Genomic DNA, 17,192 nt, shown 5'->3' on the forward strand with positions numbered 1-17,192 from the left:
CAAAGACCGAGGAAGGGATGACACTGCGCAATGGCCACCGTCCGCAGTACCGTGCACAGAGCGTGCTGACCGCATCGCACGCCTCGCCAGCGGCCGTTTAAGATAATCGCGCGCATTCCCGCCCCCCGGCACCTGAATCCAACGCGGCCCGGCCTCGTCCCCCACCACACGGAGAGCTCGACATCGTGTCCACTGGCCCCTCGCGCTCCAGGAGTGTCGTCGCCCTGCTCGCCGACATCCCCACGACCGGGCACCTCGGCGCCGCCCAGGCCCGGCGCTTCGCCCTGGCCGGCGACGACCACGAGTCCCGGTCCGGTGCGTTCGTGGACTTCGCGCTGCAGCACGTCCGGGGCGGCTACAAGGTGGTCGCGCTGTACCCCAAGTGGCACGCCGAACGCGCCGAGCGGGCCATCCGGTTCGCCCGCGGCGCCCTGCTCTCGGACGGCGTCGCCGCGGTCCCGGTCGACCTGTCGCCACTGGCCCTGTCGCTCCTGGCCGACCAGCTCGCCTACCTCTCGCCCTACCTGCCCGCCGGGATCGTGACGTCTCTCGCCGGGGAGCTGCCCCAGCACATGCTCGCGGGGGCGTGGCTGCGCAACGTCAACAACCTGGGCAACATCTCCATCTCCCTCAAGCAGCACATCGGTTCCTACACCCCCAAGGCCCTCTTCCTCGCCTTCTGCTCACCGACGCCTCGGGTGGGCCGGGTCAAGAAGCTCGACCCGACCCCGAACATCCCCTACCGCCCGGTCGACCCGGCCCAGATGCTGTACGCGCCCGGCGACGGCTTCGACCCCTCGACCTTCGAGGAGGCCTTCGTCCCGGCCATGCGCGCCGTCTCCACGCACAAGCTGGCCGCTCAGCCACTGGGCAAGGAGTACTGGGGCTCCTCCAGGTACGTCGAGTTCGTCGCGTTCAGCGCCCACCCCGAGGCGCTCACCCAGCCCGCCCGCGGCCTGCGCCCCATCACCTGCGCCTGGTGCCGCGACCTGGTGACCGGCGGGGCCTGCGCGTTCTGCGGCGCCGCGAACCAGATCCCGGCGGGCCGCCCGCCGGGCTACAGCAAGACCTCCGATGTCCCGCCGCCGATCAACACCCAGCCGCAGGACCGACGCACCGGCCCTGCCCAGGCGGCCATCGCCCGCTACCAACAGCAGCAGCACGCCGCTCAGGCGGCACCGTCCGGCACCGGTCCCCAGGGCGCGCCGCAGCAGGCGCCCCCCGGCCCGGCACACCAGCAGGCGCCCGCACCGCAGCAGGCCCCTGCCCGGCCGGCACCGCAGCCGCAGCCCGCGCCGCGGCCGCACCCCTCCCCGGGGACCCCTGCCCCGGCCCCCCAGGGGCCCGCGACCGGTCCGCAGCAGGGCCCGCCTCCAGGCGCCCAGGCGCCCGCGGCCCCTGCGGCACCCCCGGAGCACTGACCCGGGCGCCCGTCCCCTGTCCCGCTACGACCCCCGTTAGAAACGGAGCGCCATGAACCCCCGTCAGCGACGCGGTGTTCTGCTCATGATCATCGCCGCCGTCGGCGCCATCGCCGTCGGGTTCGCCGTCATCTCCCACTCGGCGAGCCTCCAGGCCGAGATGGGCACCTACCGGACGGCCCTGCGCCTGACCCAGGACGTGGAGCCGTACCAGCAGATCAGTGAGGACATGGTCGAGGAGTACAAGGTCCCCGCGAAGTTCTTCGACGAGGAGACCTTCCTCGGGTCCCTTGAATCCGAGGAGCTCCGCACCCCTGTGGCGGCCACCTTCATCTCCAAAGGTTCGCTCCTGCAAACGAGCATGATCGTCGCCGCCCCCGACCTGGAGCAGGGCGAACGCGAGCTGGCAATTATGATCGACGCCGAGACCGGTGTGGCGGGCAAGGTCCAACGCCAGTCCCGCGTCGACGTCTACGCCTCATTCCAGCCGAGCGATCGTATGGAAGACGCCTGTCAGGTGCGGGTGCTCACCAACATCGAGGTCCTCGACGTCGGTGAACTGGCCTCCGAGGTGGACGAGGAGACCGGCGGGACCAACTCGGTCGTGCCCATCACCTTCCGCCTCACCCCGCAGGATGCGCTCAAACTCGGATACGCGGAGTCCTTCGCCAGCGGTGTCCGATTGGGTCTGATCAGCCCTGAAGGCACGGGAAGCCCGGGCAATATCCAGTACTGCTCCGCCGAGCAGTACGAGGAGATCCAGGAGCAGAGCGGCGGTGGCGGCGACTCCGAGGACGACGAGGAGGCGGCCGAAGACGGCCAGGAGACCCCGCAGACCGGAGGCAACTGATGAGCGCCTACCAGGTCATGATCGGCGTCCCCGACGCCGAGCAGGAGACCGCGCTCACCCAGCGCTTCGAGGAGCTGCCCGACGCCGAGGTGGTCAGCGCCCACCGCACCTCGCACGAGATCAGCGAGATGGTGGGCCAGCTGCCCACCCTCGACGTGGTGCTGATCCACGAGGGTCTGGGCCCGCTGCCGGTGTTCGACCTCATCCGCGACATCTCGCGGAACTACCCGCAGCTGGCCGTCATCCTGCTGTCGGACGAGGTCCAGCCGGACACCTACACCGACGCCATGGAGGCCGGTGCGCGCGGTGTGCTGTCCACCGACGCCACCATCGAGCAGTTCGCGGCGCGGATCGCCACGGCCGGGGACTGGTCCCGGACGCTGCGCCAGCACCTGGAGGCGGCCTCGCACGACGTGCCGACCACCGGGCGCCGCGGGTCGATCATGACCTTCAGCGGCTCCAAGGGCGGCGTGGGCACCACCACCACGGTCATCCACCTGGCGCGCATGGCCGCCAAGTACGGCCGCCTGGTCTGCCTGGTCGACCTGGACCTGCAGAAGGGCGACATGCCCGGCTACTTCGACCTCAAGCACCGACGCTCCATCGCCGACCTGGTCGACGCCGCCGAAGACATCAGCGCCTCCATGCTCGCCGACACCCTGTATGTGCACCCCGACGGGCCGCACATCCTCCTTGCCCCCGACGAGGGCGAGAAGGGCGAGGACGTGAGCGCACGTGCCACCCGGATGATCCTGGGGGCGCTGCGCTCGCGCTACGACCTGGTCCTGGTGGACTGCGGGTCGGCGATGAACGAGGCCACCGCCATGGCGGTGGAGATCTGCGACACCGCCGTGCTGCTCACCAACCCCGACCTGCCGGCGCTGCGCGGCGCCCAGCGGGTCATCTCCTCCTGGGACCGCCTGCAGATCAGGGACAAGGACAGTGTCCGCGGCCTGCTCATGCGGCACAGCCGGAAGAACGAGATCCAGCCGGAGTTCGCCCGCAAGCTGGTCGGCAACGACTTCTTCAAGACGCCGATCCCGGCCAATTACCGGGCCCTGGAGGAGGCCTCCAACACCGGCGACCCCTCCAAGCTCAATGACGAGGGGCTGCTGAAGGCCTACAGCCAACTCGCCAAAGAGGCGGGCCTGTTCACCACCCCCGAGGACGAGGAGCAGGCGTCCAAGGAGGTCGATGCAGCCAAGGAGCCCAAGTCCGGGAAGTTCGGGGCAGTCAAGCACTCGGGCAAGAAGCGGCTCTTGAGTAAGAAGGAGAAGGCCGACGCGGGCGCCGGATTCGTGGAGTTCGCGTTGGTGGTACCGCTGATCTGCTTCGGTGCACTGCTGGCGTGGCAGGTCTTGCTGATCGGGCTTACCGGAATGTACGCCTCGCACGCGGCTAACGAGGGCGCGCGCCAGGCCGTGCTGACCCCCAACAATGACGACCGCATTACCGAAGAGGCCACCAAGCGCATCCGCGCCCCGTGGAACGCGGATGACGTCTTCCACTTGGACGTCGTCCGGACTGCGACCAACACCCCCCGAACGGTGAACGTCACCATCGACATGCCCGCCGTGCTGCCAGGGAGCTCTTCTCCTTGGGATGTCTCCGGCAGCGCCCGGGTGCCCAACGAGAGGTAGGTGAGCAGTTGTTCACCACCATGTCCGTAGCGCTGGGCCACCGCGTGCACGGCAGCAAGGGCGACCGCGGCAGCCAGTTCGTCGAGTTCGCCCTCTACTTACCATTCTTCCTATTCATCGTCACTATCGCGCTGGAGGTGTTCTTCGCCTTCGGTGCGATGGAGCGGATGAACAACGCCGCCCGGGTCAGCGCCGACTCGGCCAGCCGCTACGGCGAGGCGCACGCCACCGCGCTCGCCCGCGACACCCTGCCCTCCTACCTCCAGGACAAGGCCGCGATCGACGTCTACCCCGTCGACCACGGCTACGCCACGGAGATCACCGTCCAGATGCCGCTGATCTTCCCGTCCGCGGGCCTGCAGTACCCCCTGTCGCGGACCGTAGAGATGCCGCGCTGACCCTGGGCACGACCCGCCGTCCTCCGGCGCCGCCCCGACCGGGCCGGGCCGACCGAACGAACGAGCGAACATGGGACTGAAAGACCGCCTCGAAGCCGATCGACGCGCAGAGCGCCGCTCCGACCTGGGAAGTGTTGCCCACTGGCGGGAGCGGCTGCTCAGCGAGATCAACCTCGACGACCTGGCGATGCTGGACATGCAGCAGCGCCGCACCCGGTTGGAGAAGGTCGTCGGCCACCTCCTCTCCCGGGAGGGGCCGGTGCTGTCCGACCGGGAGCGCGGCGTGCTCGTCCGCCGTGTGGTGGACGAGGCGCTCGGCCTCGGCGTGCTCGAACCCCTCCTCGAGGACGAGAGCGTCACCGAGATCATGGTGAACGGGCACGACACGATCTACATCGAGCGCAACGGCAAGGTCGAGCTGCTGGACATGGGCTTCGCCAGCGAGGACCAGCTCATGCAGACCATCGACCGGATCGTCTCCCAGGTGAACCGCCGGGTGGACGAGTCCAGCCCCATGGTCGACGCCCGTCTGCCCAGCGGCGAGCGCGTCAACGTGATCATCCCTCCGCTGGCGCTGACCGGGCCCACGATCACCATCCGGCGCTTCCCCAAGCCGTTCACCCTGCAGAAGCTGGTGTCGCTGGGCAGCCTCGACACCGACACCGCCGTGCTGCTGGCCTCCCTGGTCCGCTCGCGGTTCAACGTGATCGTCGCGGGCGGCACCGGCACCGGAAAGACGACCTTCCTCAACGCGCTGTCCGGCTTCGTGCCCAACGACGAGCGCATCATCACCATCGAGGACTCCGCCGAGCTGCAGCTCCAGCAGGACCATGTGATCCGGCTGGAGTCGCGCCCGCCGAACATGGAGGGCGTCGGCCAGGTCACCATCCGCGACCTGGTGAAGAACTCACTGCGTATGCGCCCCGAACGGATCATCGTCGGTGAGGTCCGCGGCGCCGAGACCCTCGACATGCTGCAGGCCATGAACACCGGCCACGACGGGTCGCTGGCCACCGTGCACGCCAACTCGGCACAGGACGCGGTCTACCGGCTGCTGACCCTGGCGTCGATGTCGGAGGTGAAGATCCCCTTCGAGGCTCTGCGCGACCAGATCAACGCGGCCATCGACGTGATCGTGCAGCTCAGCCGCTACCCCGACGGCACTCGCAAGGTCTCCGAGATCGGGATCGTGGCCTCCGAGCGGCACGAGGAGTTCCGCCTCGAGCACATCCTGCGGTTCGACGCCCAGCCCCCCGGCCCCGACCGCAAGGTGCACGGTGTGCACCACCGCTTCCCCCTGCCCCCTCACGTCGCCCAGCGCGTGATCGCCGCCGGTGAGTCGATCCCGGCCGTGTTCGGCGCACGCTCGGCGAACGGCTCCTCCCCTGCGTGAAAGGCGCCTGACGTCCCATGTTCCTGATCACGGTGCTTCTTCTCATCACCGGCGTGGTCTTCATCCTCGGAGCGCGCGAGTGGGGGGCCGGCCTGGACCAGAACGCCCAGTTCGCCTCCCGTAGCGCGCTGGCGGAGGTGGAGCGGCGGGCGAATTCGCCGTTCAACCGGTTCGACACGTGGTTCCGCAACACCGACATCGGAAAGAAGCTGGAGATCCAGATCGCCCGGGCCGGCATGAAGGTTCCGGTTGCGGTATTCGCCCTGATGATTCTGGTGACCGCTGTGGTCGCGATCATATTCGTGGGCCGTATTCTCGCGCCACTGTTCGGTGTTCTGGCCGCGGTCCTGGTGGGCTTCTTGTTCATTACCTTCCTCAAACGCCGCGAGGAGCGCCGTCGGGAGGAATTTATCGCCCAGCTTCCGGAGTTGGCCCGGGTGCTCTCCAACGCGACCCAGGCCGGGCTGGCCCTGCCCACCGCGATCGCCATGGCCGCCGATGAACTCGACGACCCGGCGGGGGCGGAACTTCAACGCGCAGCGCACAACATGCGGCTGGGAAAGTCTTTTGAAGGAGCGATCGCCGATATGCGTGAGCGAATGCCTTCCCGGGAGATCGGCGTCCTTATCTCAACGCTGCTCATCGCCTCCCGGTCGGGTGGCGCCCTGGTCACAGCGTTGAGAAACATCTCAGACACACTGGAACAACGCAAAGAGACCCGGCGGGAGATCCGCACGATTCTAAGCGAGACCAAAGGAACCGCCTGGGCTCTGTTGACCATGGGAATTCTCGCCCTGTTTGGCTTGAACGCCCTCAACCCAGGAAGTGTAGAAAAGATGCTTGAAAGCCTCATTGGGGTCGGCATCCTGGTAGCGGTGGCAACCCTCTTCACTGTTGGAATGGTCATCGTCCAACGCATGACAAAGATTAATTACTGACCCAACGGAGACCTGTCGATGACCTTGACCTACCCATTGATCATCCTGCTCGGCCTCACTGCAATGGGATGTGTTGCGCTCGCCGCTTGGGGCTACCACCTGTACACGAAGAAAAGCGAGCTGGCCGAAGAGGACTTCATTCCGCCCGCCCCCAAAAAAAAGGCGAATGAAACCTTCATCCTGCACAGAGTGACGGAGCGAATAGGCGCCATATTCCACAAATCACTTTCCGAGAACCTGAGCGATAAAGCGAAGGTCGGTATTCGAAATCGCCTGGAATCGGCCGGACACCCCGACGATCTCAACGTCGAACGATATATTCAGCGAAAAATCGGCGAAGCCATCCTCTACACCTCCGTCGCCGCATATTTTTTCGCAACCGGGTCCGTCTTCATTTCACTGGTCTCCGTCGCCTTGATCGGAATGACTGATCTCCAGATCTACCAAGCTACACAAAAGCGACAGGATGACGTCCAGACCCAACTTCCTGATTTTCTCGACGTACTGACGGTAACTGTCGGAGCAGGACTCTCCTTCCGGCAAGCCCTGTCACGCGTCTGCGACGCTATGCCGGGAGTACTCGCCGACGAGTTCCGTCTCACGCTCAGACAGATGGACATGGGAACCAGCCGCCGCGAGGCATTCATTCAACTTCGGAGGCGAAACCGGAATGAGGCACTAGGAAAATTCGTGACCGCCTTGCAGCAGGCCGAGGAGCTCGGAGCGCCACTGGGAGACGCTCTACAGACGATCAGCCTTGACATGCGACGCGAGGACGCTCAGTACCTCCGGCAGAAGGCGATGAAACTCAACCCCAAGGTGACCGGCGTGACCGCCGCAACCATGCTCCCGGGGCTCATTCTGCTCGTCGGAGCAGGCTTGGTACTCGGCAGCGACGTGTCAATCGGAAGCCTCGGCGGGTGACGAATGATACGAACGGGCGACTTTGAACCGGACCTGACCCCTCGCCTCGCACGTCTTGTTCGACTCCTCATGCAACTCAGGTTGGTCCTGAGCATCGCCGCCCTCCTCATGCTGCCCGCTGACCGGCTGACGCCCCCGACGGTCATCGGGACGCTCCTCTTCGCCGCATTGACCGGGCTAGTTGCCCATCATTGGGAGCGCGTAACACCGTATATCCTGCGTCACCCGTTCCTGGTTTCCGCAGACATTTTCTTCGCTTTCACCATCTTGGCGGCGGATGGCCCAAGTGGTCCGTTCTTCGTGGCGACAGTTCTCACGTCGACTGTGGCGGGACTCCTGTTCAGCGCTCGCGGACTCACCGCCGTTGTCACCTTTCAGATGGCCACCTACTACGCAGCCCTCATCGTCTATACGGCTTGGGACTCCGCGTTCGCCGAGGACTGGGCCCAACAGGTCCTCAATGGCCAGATCCTCGCGGTGCACCCGCTTCTGTACCCGGTGGCGGGCTTCGTCGGCATACAGCTCCGAAAGATCTTCCTGCAGCTCGCGCACGAGCAGCACCGGCGGGAGGCGGCCGAGGCCCAGGCCGCGGCAGCGGAGGAGCGCGCCCGCCTGGCCCGGGACATGCATGACTCGGTGGCGAAGACGCTGCGGGGTGCCGCCATGGCAGCTCAAGCCCTGCCCCTTTGGCTCAAGAAGGACCCAGAGCGTGCCGCGCAAACGGCCCAGCAGGTGATCGAAGCGGCGGACACTGCGGCCAAGGAGGCACGCGAGTTGATCTCCGACCTCCGCCAGGAGCAGCCGGACTCGGCCATCGAGGACATCCTCGGAGAGGAACTGGAGATGTGGTGTGCGGGCTCCAGCCTGTCTGGTGATCTTCTCGCGGATGACCGTGTCGACGCCCCTCACTTGACGGTGGTCGCTCGCCATGAGGCCGTTGCCATCGTGCGCGAGTGCCTCACCAACATCGAGCGGCATGCACAGGCGACAAGTGTCACGGTCAACTTGGCTCTCGGTGGACGGTCGCAGGATGTGCAGGGCTCCCTCCCTCAGGACCATCTGGTGATCCGCGTGACCGACAATGGCCGCGGCTTCACTCCCGACGACTCGGAGTTCCACCTTGGGTCCGATGGGATCCCGGTCCGCCCTGGCCACTTCGGAATCGTAGGCATGGCAGAGCGTGCCCGCCGCGCCGGCGGCCGCCTCGAGGTCTCTTCGACCCCCGGAGCCGGTACAGAGGTCGTCGTGCGCCTCCCCCTCATCCAGGACCCGGACCCCTCGCGCGAAGCAGCGCAGAGCTGGAGCAGCGAAAGGACGGCTCGATGACGACCAGCCCACAGGAAGCGGATCAGTCGACACTCAGGATTCTCGCTGTCGACGACAACATCGTGGTTCGCACAGGGCTCGTGGCCTTACTCGAAGCCGCGGATGGCATCGAAGTCGTCGGTGAGGCCGGAAACGGGGCTGAAGCCCTGACGATGACCCGGGCCATGCGCCCGGACGTCGTGCTGCTGGACGTACGGATGCCTGTACGTGACGGCGTCAGCGTTGTGGAAGAGCTCAGCGGGCTCACTAAGGTGATCATGCTGACGCACACAGAGGACCCAGAGATCATTCAGACCGCACTGCGTCGCGGCGCCAAGGGCTACCTGGTGCACGGGAACTTCGGTCTAGAGGAGCTCGCGAGGGCTCTCAACGACGTCGCCGGCGGAGTGCGCACACCTCTCTCTTCTGTCGCGGCCACGGCTGTTGTGGCCTCCATGCTGGAAGGCCCGGTACCGACCGCCCCCCAGGAGGCGGGGGTCGACCTGGCGCAGAGATACAGCCTCTCCGAGAGAGAGCTTGAAATTCTCCAGACCATGGCCCGCGGATACACGAATGCTGAGATCGCGTCCGAGCTCTATGTTGCCGAAAAAACAGTCAAAAACCATCTGAACAGAATCTTCCACAAGCTCGGTGTATCTACGAGAACGGCGGCGATCGCCCTGTGGCACGAACGAGTCTAGATCCGCCAACCATCCGACCTTGGGCCTTCCTGCCCACCAGGTTCACGCAACGCGGGGACAGCTTTTGGGCCCAGCGTTGGGCCTTGCGGCCCTATGGCCATGAGGAGCGTCAGCGTAGATTTGAACTATCGCAAGCGGATGAACTTCCCCCGAGATCACAGGAAGCAGACATGCTTAACTTCTTCGTTGCAGGTACCCAGAAGGCCACGGCGACCATCAAGAACCGACTCACGGCGGCTGAGAACAAGCAGGACAAGGGAGCCGGGTTCGTTGAGTACGCCGGCGTTCTTCTCGTGATCGGCGCCATCGCCGCCGCTGTTTACGGCGTCGTTGCGGGTGACAGCGGAATCGGAGAAACCATCTCCGACGGGATCGAGAGCGCCGTTGAGCGCGCGTTCGGCGAGGTCTCCGAGGCCGAAGGCGGCGACGACGGCGGGCTCCTCTTCTAGTAGGCCCCGGTGGTCATACCCCAGATCAACACGCTAGGGTAGGCGGGCAGCGCCCGCTTGCCCTAGCGTTGTTGCTATGTTCAAAGGTAAGGAGCACTTCTCATGCCTTCATATCTTCCCCCTTCATTCAGCAGGCTCGGCGGACCGGGCAAGTTCGGCATCGGTCTGCTCTGCGTCACCGTACTTGCCGCTGGTTGCGTTAGTGGTGGCGATTCCACCGAAGACTCTGACGATCAAGGAGGGAAGGGAGGGCAGAGTAACGGCGGAAAAAATGTCGAGGGCAACGAGGTATTCGCCACGACCTCGACATCGAGTCTGAAGTACGGCAACTCTCTATCCTTCGGTGCTTACCCCGTCCAGCGCGTCCAGGATGGGGTTCTCGTAATGCAGATGAGAGCTACCAACCAAGACTCAGAGAATGATATCCGCTTCTCTCAGATCTTGGCCGGAGAAGGGTCGAATACCACCGCGGCCGGCCTCATGCTGATTGACACTCAGAACGCAAAGGCATACGAGCCGCTCACCAGTGGCAGTTCCGAAGAGTGCGTCTGCTCCGATTGGAAGGGGCAAGAAGTTCTCGCTCCAGGTGACAGTGTCGACTTCTCGGTCGCTTTCCCTTCACCACCCGAAGACATCGACAAGGTCACGATCGCGACGTTCGCCACGCCCGACATCATTGATGTTCCCATTATCGATGGAAGCGTTGACGATGAGATCCCCAGCGACCTTAACGACCCCTCGATCGTCCCACTAAGCGCGTACCAGGACGAGGCTGGCGGAGAGGTTTCGCGGGAAGAGGGTAGCGAGGAGACGCGCATCATGCTCTCTTCCGACGTCCTCTTCGATTTGAACGAGTCCGAACTCACGGATGGAGCGGCAGAAACGCTGGAGTCCGTCGCCAAAGAGATCGATGAATCAGGTGCCACTGAGGTTTCGATCGACGGGTATACGGACTCGTCTGGAAATGACAGCATCAACGTCCCTCTGTCGAAGGAGCGCGCCGAGACTGTTTTGAAGGAGCTTGAAGACCTGGTAACCACCGCGGATGTTTCCTTCACTGCAGAAGGCCATGGATCCGAGGATCCAGTGGGCGACAACGATACAGAGGAAGGCCGGCAGAAAAACCGGCGCGTCACCGTTTCCTTTCCCAAGTAGCCACAGGGGTGGACAAAATGCTCAAGTCTTCAGTCGCACGTATCGCGCTCCTTCCGGTGTTTTCGCTCGCACTCCTCATGCCATCATCCGCCTATGCCGGTGAGGAGGACGCAGGAGAGCTGGAGGTGCTCGCGAGCGCCTCCCCGGCAGAAGCCCCGGACTCCGAAACCAGTGTTGATGTCAACCAGGTCGTACGCGCAGACTCGAGTGACTATGTATCAGTTACATGGACGCTCAATAATGAGAGCGATGGCAAAATCGCGGCCACGCGGTTCACCAATGAAGTTTACAGCTACAATAGGGATACCCATTACGCCCTCGCCGGAGTCAAGCTCATCAATCCTGGCGACGAATCAGAGTTCCACCCGATCAAGTCTCCCCGACAGGTTTGCTTCTGCTCTGGGACGAGGAGGAATCTCGACTTCGTCACACACATAGAATCCGGAGAGAGCGTATCCTATTGGGCCACGTTCCTTCTGCCCCAGGATATTGAGGAGGTAAGTGTTGAAGTGCGCAACTTCGAGCCGAGCGAAGAAGTCTCCATTGCTTCTAGATGACCCCTGGCAAAGGGGACGTGTAATTCGATGCGACGAGCGCGGCGGGGCGAGCATGTACCTGCTCCTCACTCTTTCATTCGCTCTCTTGGCGACCACCCTGCTTTACATGCGCCTCGGAAACGCCCATGATTTTCGCACAAGGGCCCAGCAGGCGGCCGACGCATCGGCACTCGCCGCCGCAGGACAAGCTGCCGATAACGCGGCGCGGCAACTCAGTTCGTTGAATCTTCCAGGTGCTCTCTACAACCCAGCCGCAGCACGGGAGCGTGCTGAGAACTATGCAATTAGAAACGGAGCTTCGCTCGAAGATATCAGGGCGAGTGATAACGGCACCGGACGGACGGGAAACATCGTCCGAGTGGAAGTCTCGACGCAGCAGTGCCAGAGAGAGCTCGAGCCGGATGAAGAACGGCATTGGAATGACACCCTTTGCGATGGAACCGAAAGCGAGGACCCCGAACAGAAAGATCGCCCACTACATTTCGGAAACGCAGATGCCATTGCACAAGTGGATCTACCCGAGTGCGGATATATCTTCGACCCCGACCCGGAATCGTTCCGTATCATCGGCATTCGCTGCGATGGCGAGGTGATTCAAAGTTTCGTTCACGCGCGCAACATGATCGATGTTTCCCTCGTGGGCAAGGAGGGCGACTACATCTACAAGCCTTCCTCGTGGAACGAGTGATCCGGCCCTTCCAGAAGAGAGCAGGGCGAGGCGGCTCGAAAGGCAGTCGCCAACCAGTTAGCAGGTTTTCAGCCCCACCCTAGGCAATCTCCATGCATCCCCTACGTGGCCCCTCACCGACCGAACGAACCGCAACCATACTCACTTTCGTTGCACTTGCTTTGCAAGTAGCGCTTCCTGCATTACTTCTTTTCGCCCCGGAACGCCCAGTGCGCTTCGGATGGCAGATGTATTCAATGGCAGGAGTTCGACCAGGGGTCGTTGCCGTCGAGTCTGATGGTTCCGATCATGATTTCAATATGGCCGAGATCCACGCCCAACATGCCGGCGTTGACATCGATCCATCACTCTTGGACTACATCTGCTCCGAGAACCCTGAGTACCAAGGTCTCCGCGTAGAACACCAGAATCCCGACAGGGATTACGTTCATGATTGCTCAGGTCGGTGATCCAGTGAGAGCGGCCAACCGCGGTGAAAGCAACTCCGTTGGGCAGAGACTAGACGCTGCCCGTTCTACCGGTGTCGAAGTCCATGCTCTCGGGTTCGCCCGCGTGGGAATTGGAGTGGCTGGCCTCATCGCCTGCCTTATCACCTTCCCGGCATTGCACGATATATGGGAGGGGGGGTATCTTCGCCCCTTCATCCGCCTTCCGCTCCTGCCATGGGAAATAGTTTTCGCGACATGGCTGAGCAGTTCCATCATCTTTATCTTCGGCGGTGCTCCGAAAGTCACAGGCCCTCTCCTATCTGCGATTACGCTGTACTCCATTTTGATCGACGAGCGCCTCTATGGAGGACACCTCTTACTCCTCGCTCTTCTCTCGTTTTTTGTCGGTATGGCGGGTGGCGGTCGGATCACGAGGACCGCGTTCGGGACTTACACCAACAGCGCAGGAGTAAATGCATTTGCCTTTCTCGCTCGCACGCAAGTTTGCACGGTATACTTTTTCACGGCCCTATCGAAAATAAACAGCTCATTTCTTTCCGGCGCAGTCCTTACCTGGAGTGCCGGAACTCCAGGCGCACTCCTCTCCGTCCCCTGGGAGATTGTTCCAGAATACATACCGACACTGCTTGCACTGGCGGCAATCACTTCCGAACTGGCCATCGCCGTTCTTTTGCCGTCAAAGAGAACCTTCAAATATGCATGCCTCCTCGGCCTCGGACTCCACGGCTCTATCATGCTTTTCATGGCTCCAAGGTCGGCTTTTTTCTGCTTCGCCCTTCTCTGTCTCGCAATATACCCGATGTTCTATTTTAAAACATCTCCACCCCTTCCACTTCGCTCATCACGTTGAATAATACCGTGGATCACCGCCCTCTGGGCCGAAGCTCGACGTAGTACACAGAACTGGGGGATGCATGCTCAACTTGGTCTCGCTGCACCGATCTGCGATAGAGAACGACGACCACGGCGCCGGCATGGTCGAAATTACTTTCCTCATCGCTGTCGCAGGTGTCGTCGTCGTTGCGATCTCCACATCCCCCCTAGCATCGATCATGAATGATGGTATTCGCGAATCTGTTTGTCGAGTTGAAGGTCCGGAATGTGCTGGGGAGACCTGGGTCGAGGCGGAGCGTCCCGAGGAGCCTGAGGAGTACGTCGGAGTCGCTGGAGGAGGCGTGGTGTTCGACTGGAACGGGGAGGTGAGCCCGGACGGCTGGGCTCTCCCGGCCGCCGGTCCCGTGACCAGCATGCCGGGTAGCAGGTCGGCCCCCACCGTCGGTGCCAGTTCAGACCACGCCGGAGTCGACATCGCTCCACCCTGCGGCGCACCGATCTGGTCCGTCAGGGAAGGAACCGTCATCAGCGCGGGTCCTGCCACCGGCTTCGGCAACTGGATCCGAGTCCAACATCCCGACGGCCTGGTGAGCGTTTACGGTCACATGTTCAGCGACGGTGTCCTGGCCAATGTCGGTGATCGGGTTGAGGCCGGCCAGCAGATCGGTGCCATCGGGAACGCCGGGTTCTCCACTGGATGCCACCTCCATTTGGAGATCCATGGTGGGGGGCAGAAGCTCAACCCCGTGTACGTCTTGGCCGAGGGCGAAGTACCCCTGGCCTGACCTCATCGCTCCTGTCCACCCCACGGAGCACACGGTTCGACGCCGGAAAGCACGAAACCGTAGGCTCTCTACGCGCGTCGGACCCAACGATGGGCACCTCTGGAACGTGAGCGAACTCCTCCCACGGACGGCGGCGCCCCCCGAGACCGTTCGCATCATCTGATCACCGATCGTAGAGGAGCAGGCCTGGTGCGGATCCGAATCCCCTCCCCCCGCAAGCCCGCTGGGGACGACCGCGGCGCCAGCATGGTCGAGATCGCTCTCCTGATGACGCTCGCCGTGATCGTCATCGGCGTTATTGCGACATCGCCGCTTTCATCTCAGTTCAATGACGGCATCAGAGAAGCCGTATGCCGTGTCGAAGGCCCCGAATGCAACGGTGAAACCTGGGTGGAACACGAGCGCCCCGAGGAGCCGGAAGAGTACGTCTGGACCTTCAGCGGCGTCCCCTGGGACGGCGAGGTCTCTGGTAGTGGTAACGCGCGCGTCGCCTTGGAGTTCGCCCTGAACCAGGTCGGCGAACGGTACATCCTCGGTGCCACGGGGCCCGATGTATGGGACTGCTCGTCAATGGTGCAGGCGGCTTGGCGTACAGCCGGCGTCCAGATCCCCCGGACGACCTGGCCGCAGCAGGGTGCCCTCCCGCCCGTTCCCCGAAGTGATCTGCAGCCCGGTGACCTCCTATTCTTCCACACCATCCAATCGCAGCCGCCCCCCTCGCACGTGGCCATGTACATGGGGGACGGGATGATGGTTCACGCTGCTAACTCTCGGCGTGGCGTCGTCATCGATCAGTTCGCGGGCAACAGCTACTACGAAGGCGTCTTCGTCGGTGCGGGTCGGCCTCCGCACTCCGGTGATGCCTGAGGCTTTGGTGGTCGACGGACAGTGCCTTGATCCGCGATTCTGTCCCACCCCCCCTGGCCGCCCGGTGGCGCCTCTGAGCGGCCCCGTTCGCGGTCAGGGGCGCGCCCAGGCGTCACCGGCGTCCTTTCCCTCCTCATAGCCCTGCATCGGATTACCATGTATCGCTTCGTAACCACGACCGCCTCCGCCTCTGCTGTTCTAGTGATGGCCACTGCCTGTATCAGTGCTGAACCCGACAATGGAGGAGGTGAGCGAGCGGAGGAGCGTGTCAGCAGTGTAACGTCCTCCGACCAGCTCGGTGCGATGGTGGCAAAGGCACTGGACTCCAGTACATCGGCGCACTGGCAGCTCGATAGCTACGAGGGCGGCGACATGGTGGCCGTCGACACCGGGAGACTGAGTTGCTCAGCTGACGGTTCCGGGGTCTACTCGATCGACGGCGGTGAGTCGAAACTGAGCGCCACGAGCGAGTTCTCTCCAGGTGGCAGCGCCGAGGAGACTATGCCCGCGGATATCCAGGCCGCCGGGGGCACCGCGACGGACGAGGAGCTCTTCTCCGCAGAGGGTGACGAGTCGTGGGAGATCGACTCGGGGGAGACGCCGACCGACTACCGGATCGACGAGACGATCGCCCGACAGGTGAACTGCTCGCACATCACGGCGGCCCTGGCCGAGGCCGAGCTGGAATACGATGGCACGGGCGAGGCCGCCGGCGTTCCGGCCGACCGGTGGCGCGGTGAGGCGACCGTCAGCACCCTGGCAGAGCACGCGAAGGGGTTCGCAGCCCAGGACTACGGTCAGCTCACCGACATGGACCTGGGGAAGGCGCGCCTGGAGATCGAGCTCTGGATCGACGCGGAGAACCGGCCGGTCGTGTACTACCAGCACCTCTCCCCGCAGCAGAGCGGCCTCCAGGACCGCTGGTTCGCCATGACCCTGACCGAGTGGGACGAGGCCGAGGAAGTCACTGCGCCATAAGTGCAATCGACTTCAAGCCGTTTAAAGCCGAACAGCCTCTCAGCTTGAAATGAGCACGGAGACGGCGTGCCGACATTATGGCACACCAAGGTATCGCCAGATCAGCTCCCCCCTCCCCCCTTGCCTTTGGCACTCGACATGCCTCTTTTCCAAAACGTGGGGCGCCACCAGTAAAGGACAGTAAGATCATCAGGCCACGGCCGCTCTTGGACATGCGTGGGCTCAAAGCAGTCCTTGGTCAGGTCAATGTACCGAAATCCACTCTCCCGCTCCAGGCCTTCCAGCCCGTCCGCCCGGCTCACAAAACGCTCTTCACTAGCTCCCACCTCTGCAAACGAACGCTGCGCATCAACTAAAGAGACTTTGTTCGCTCCACCTGCCATCAACGGCCACCTGAGCATTTGCTCGTCATCTTCCCAGTAACACACAGAGCAAATCTGGTGACAGCCGGGCGGCTCTTCATGGACGAGGTAGCCGCAACAAGGACACGGATAGAGGGCAGAACCAGACTTTTCCCCACAATCATGAACCACCGCTAACCACCGTCCCACGCTGCTTGTCGAAATAGTCTTGAGGATTGTCCGGGACGTAGAATGTCACAACGCCTTTATCACTAGGCATTCCAAACTCTCCGGTGGTCGGGTCCAGGTAGTATCGCGTGTCTCCATTAACTTTGACCTGGACGCCGGGACGCCCTCCATCGCACTCACACATCAGATCTTCTGCGGCCATACGATACTCAATCTGAGATTCATACCCCATGGCCGCACCGTGCTTGTCGAAGTGCTCATCAAGGTTTTTCGCACTAGTGTCCTGAGTCGTTAGTTCGTTGGCGGCTGTAGGGTGGGGTGATGCCTGGT

The 17,192-nt window shown here is 63.2% G+C and carries 19 protein-coding genes; 17 read left to right on the forward strand and 2 right to left on the reverse strand.

Features of this window, described 5'->3' with window-relative positions; genetic code table 11:
* Positions 1-185 precede the first annotated feature (185 nt).
* The 17 genes from O4U47_RS22340 (at position 186) to O4U47_RS22420 (ending at position 16,332) form a co-directional block, all read left to right on the forward strand.
* On the forward strand, positions 186-1,421 hold the full coding sequence (locus O4U47_RS22340) for a hypothetical protein (RefSeq protein ID WP_270679892.1): 1,236 nt from the start codon (positions 186-188) through the stop codon (positions 1,419-1,421).
* Between the two features lie 52 nt (positions 1,422-1,473).
* A complete protein-coding gene (gene cpaB / locus O4U47_RS22345; protein WP_270679893.1) occupies positions 1,474-2,271 on the forward strand; it encodes a Flp pilus assembly protein CpaB in 798 nt (265 codons plus the stop codon).
* Positions 2,271-3,911 carry an AAA family ATPase gene (locus tag O4U47_RS22350; RefSeq protein WP_270679894.1) on the forward strand — a complete coding sequence of 547 codons (1,641 nt, stop codon included), beginning with the start codon at positions 2,271-2,273 and terminating at the stop codon, positions 3,909-3,911. The genes cpaB and O4U47_RS22350 overlap by 1 nt, the downstream gene beginning before the upstream one ends.
* An 8-nt stretch (positions 3,912-3,919) precedes the next feature.
* Positions 3,920-4,309, forward strand: coding sequence for a TadE/TadG family type IV pilus assembly protein (locus O4U47_RS22355; protein ID WP_270679895.1), 390 nt, complete (start codon positions 3,920-3,922; stop codon positions 4,307-4,309).
* Positions 4,310-4,379: 70 nt separating this feature from the next.
* Positions 4,380-5,702, forward strand: coding sequence for a CpaF family protein (locus tag O4U47_RS22360; protein ID WP_270679896.1), 1,323 nt, complete (start codon positions 4,380-4,382; stop codon positions 5,700-5,702).
* Between the two features lie 17 nt (positions 5,703-5,719).
* On the forward strand, positions 5,720-6,640 hold the full coding sequence (locus O4U47_RS22365) for a type II secretion system F family protein (protein WP_270679897.1): 921 nt from the start codon (positions 5,720-5,722) through the stop codon (positions 6,638-6,640).
* Between the two features lie 18 nt (positions 6,641-6,658).
* The gene (locus tag O4U47_RS22370; RefSeq protein ID WP_270679898.1) at positions 6,659-7,564 is read left to right on the forward strand and encodes a type II secretion system F family protein; all 906 of its coding nucleotides are present in this window, start codon (positions 6,659-6,661) and stop codon (positions 7,562-7,564) included.
* Between the two features lie 81 nt (positions 7,565-7,645).
* Positions 7,646-8,890 carry a sensor histidine kinase gene (locus O4U47_RS22375; RefSeq protein WP_270679899.1) on the forward strand — a complete coding sequence of 415 codons (1,245 nt, stop codon included), beginning with the start codon at positions 7,646-7,648 and terminating at the stop codon, positions 8,888-8,890.
* Positions 8,887-9,570 (forward strand): response regulator, encoded by a 684-nt coding sequence (locus O4U47_RS22380; protein ID WP_270679900.1) that lies wholly within the window; start codon positions 8,887-8,889, stop codon positions 9,568-9,570. Before O4U47_RS22375 ends, O4U47_RS22380 begins: the two co-directional genes overlap by 4 nt.
* A gap of 170 nt (positions 9,571-9,740) precedes the next feature.
* Positions 9,741-10,019 carry a hypothetical protein gene (locus O4U47_RS22385; RefSeq protein WP_270679901.1) on the forward strand — a complete coding sequence of 93 codons (279 nt, stop codon included), beginning with the start codon at positions 9,741-9,743 and terminating at the stop codon, positions 10,017-10,019.
* A gap of 102 nt (positions 10,020-10,121) precedes the next feature.
* Entirely contained in the window at positions 10,122-11,174 is a 1,053-nt protein-coding gene (locus tag O4U47_RS22390) for an OmpA family protein (protein WP_270679902.1), read from the forward strand.
* Positions 11,175-11,182: 8 nt separating this feature from the next.
* Positions 11,183-11,731: a hypothetical protein gene (locus O4U47_RS22395; RefSeq protein WP_270679903.1), complete on the forward strand. Its 549-nt coding sequence runs from the start codon at positions 11,183-11,185 to the stop codon at positions 11,729-11,731.
* Positions 11,732-11,816: 85 nt separating this feature from the next.
* Positions 11,817-12,419 (forward strand): hypothetical protein, encoded by a 603-nt coding sequence (locus O4U47_RS22400; RefSeq protein WP_270679904.1) that lies wholly within the window; start codon positions 11,817-11,819, stop codon positions 12,417-12,419.
* Positions 12,420-12,848: 429 nt separating this feature from the next.
* Positions 12,849-13,718, forward strand: a complete 870-nt coding sequence (locus O4U47_RS22405; protein ID WP_270679905.1) for an HTTM domain-containing protein — start codon at positions 12,849-12,851, stop codon at positions 13,716-13,718.
* Between the two features lie 64 nt (positions 13,719-13,782).
* Positions 13,783-14,487: a M23 family metallopeptidase gene (locus tag O4U47_RS22410; RefSeq protein ID WP_270679906.1), complete on the forward strand. Its 705-nt coding sequence runs from the start codon at positions 13,783-13,785 to the stop codon at positions 14,485-14,487.
* A 189-nt stretch (positions 14,488-14,676) separates the two neighbouring features.
* The gene (locus O4U47_RS22415; RefSeq protein WP_270679907.1) at positions 14,677-15,354 is read left to right on the forward strand and encodes a C40 family peptidase; all 678 of its coding nucleotides are present in this window, start codon (positions 14,677-14,679) and stop codon (positions 15,352-15,354) included.
* 303 nt (positions 15,355-15,657) lie between these two features.
* The gene (locus O4U47_RS22420) at positions 15,658-16,332 is read left to right on the forward strand and encodes a hypothetical protein (RefSeq protein ID WP_270679908.1); all 675 of its coding nucleotides are present in this window, start codon (positions 15,658-15,660) and stop codon (positions 16,330-16,332) included.
* Positions 16,333-16,433: 101 nt separating this feature from the next.
* Here O4U47_RS22420 and O4U47_RS31320 read toward each other — a convergent pair whose 3' ends face one another.
* Both O4U47_RS31320 and O4U47_RS22425 read right to left on the reverse strand, forming a co-directional pair.
* Complete coding sequence (locus O4U47_RS31320; protein ID WP_408639011.1) at positions 16,434-16,883, reverse strand: CPCC family cysteine-rich protein; 450 nt, start codon at positions 16,881-16,883, stop codon at positions 16,434-16,436.
* A partial coding sequence (locus O4U47_RS22425; protein ID WP_270679909.1) for a hypothetical protein occupies positions 16,855-17,192 on the reverse strand: 338 nt, incomplete at its 5' end. The genes O4U47_RS22425 and O4U47_RS31320, both read right to left, overlap by 29 nt.

The sequence above is a fragment of the Nocardiopsis suaedae genome (assembly GCF_027706745.1).
In the GTDB taxonomy this organism is placed as follows: Bacteria; Actinomycetota; Actinomycetes; order Streptosporangiales; family Streptosporangiaceae; genus Nocardiopsis_A; species Nocardiopsis_A suaedae.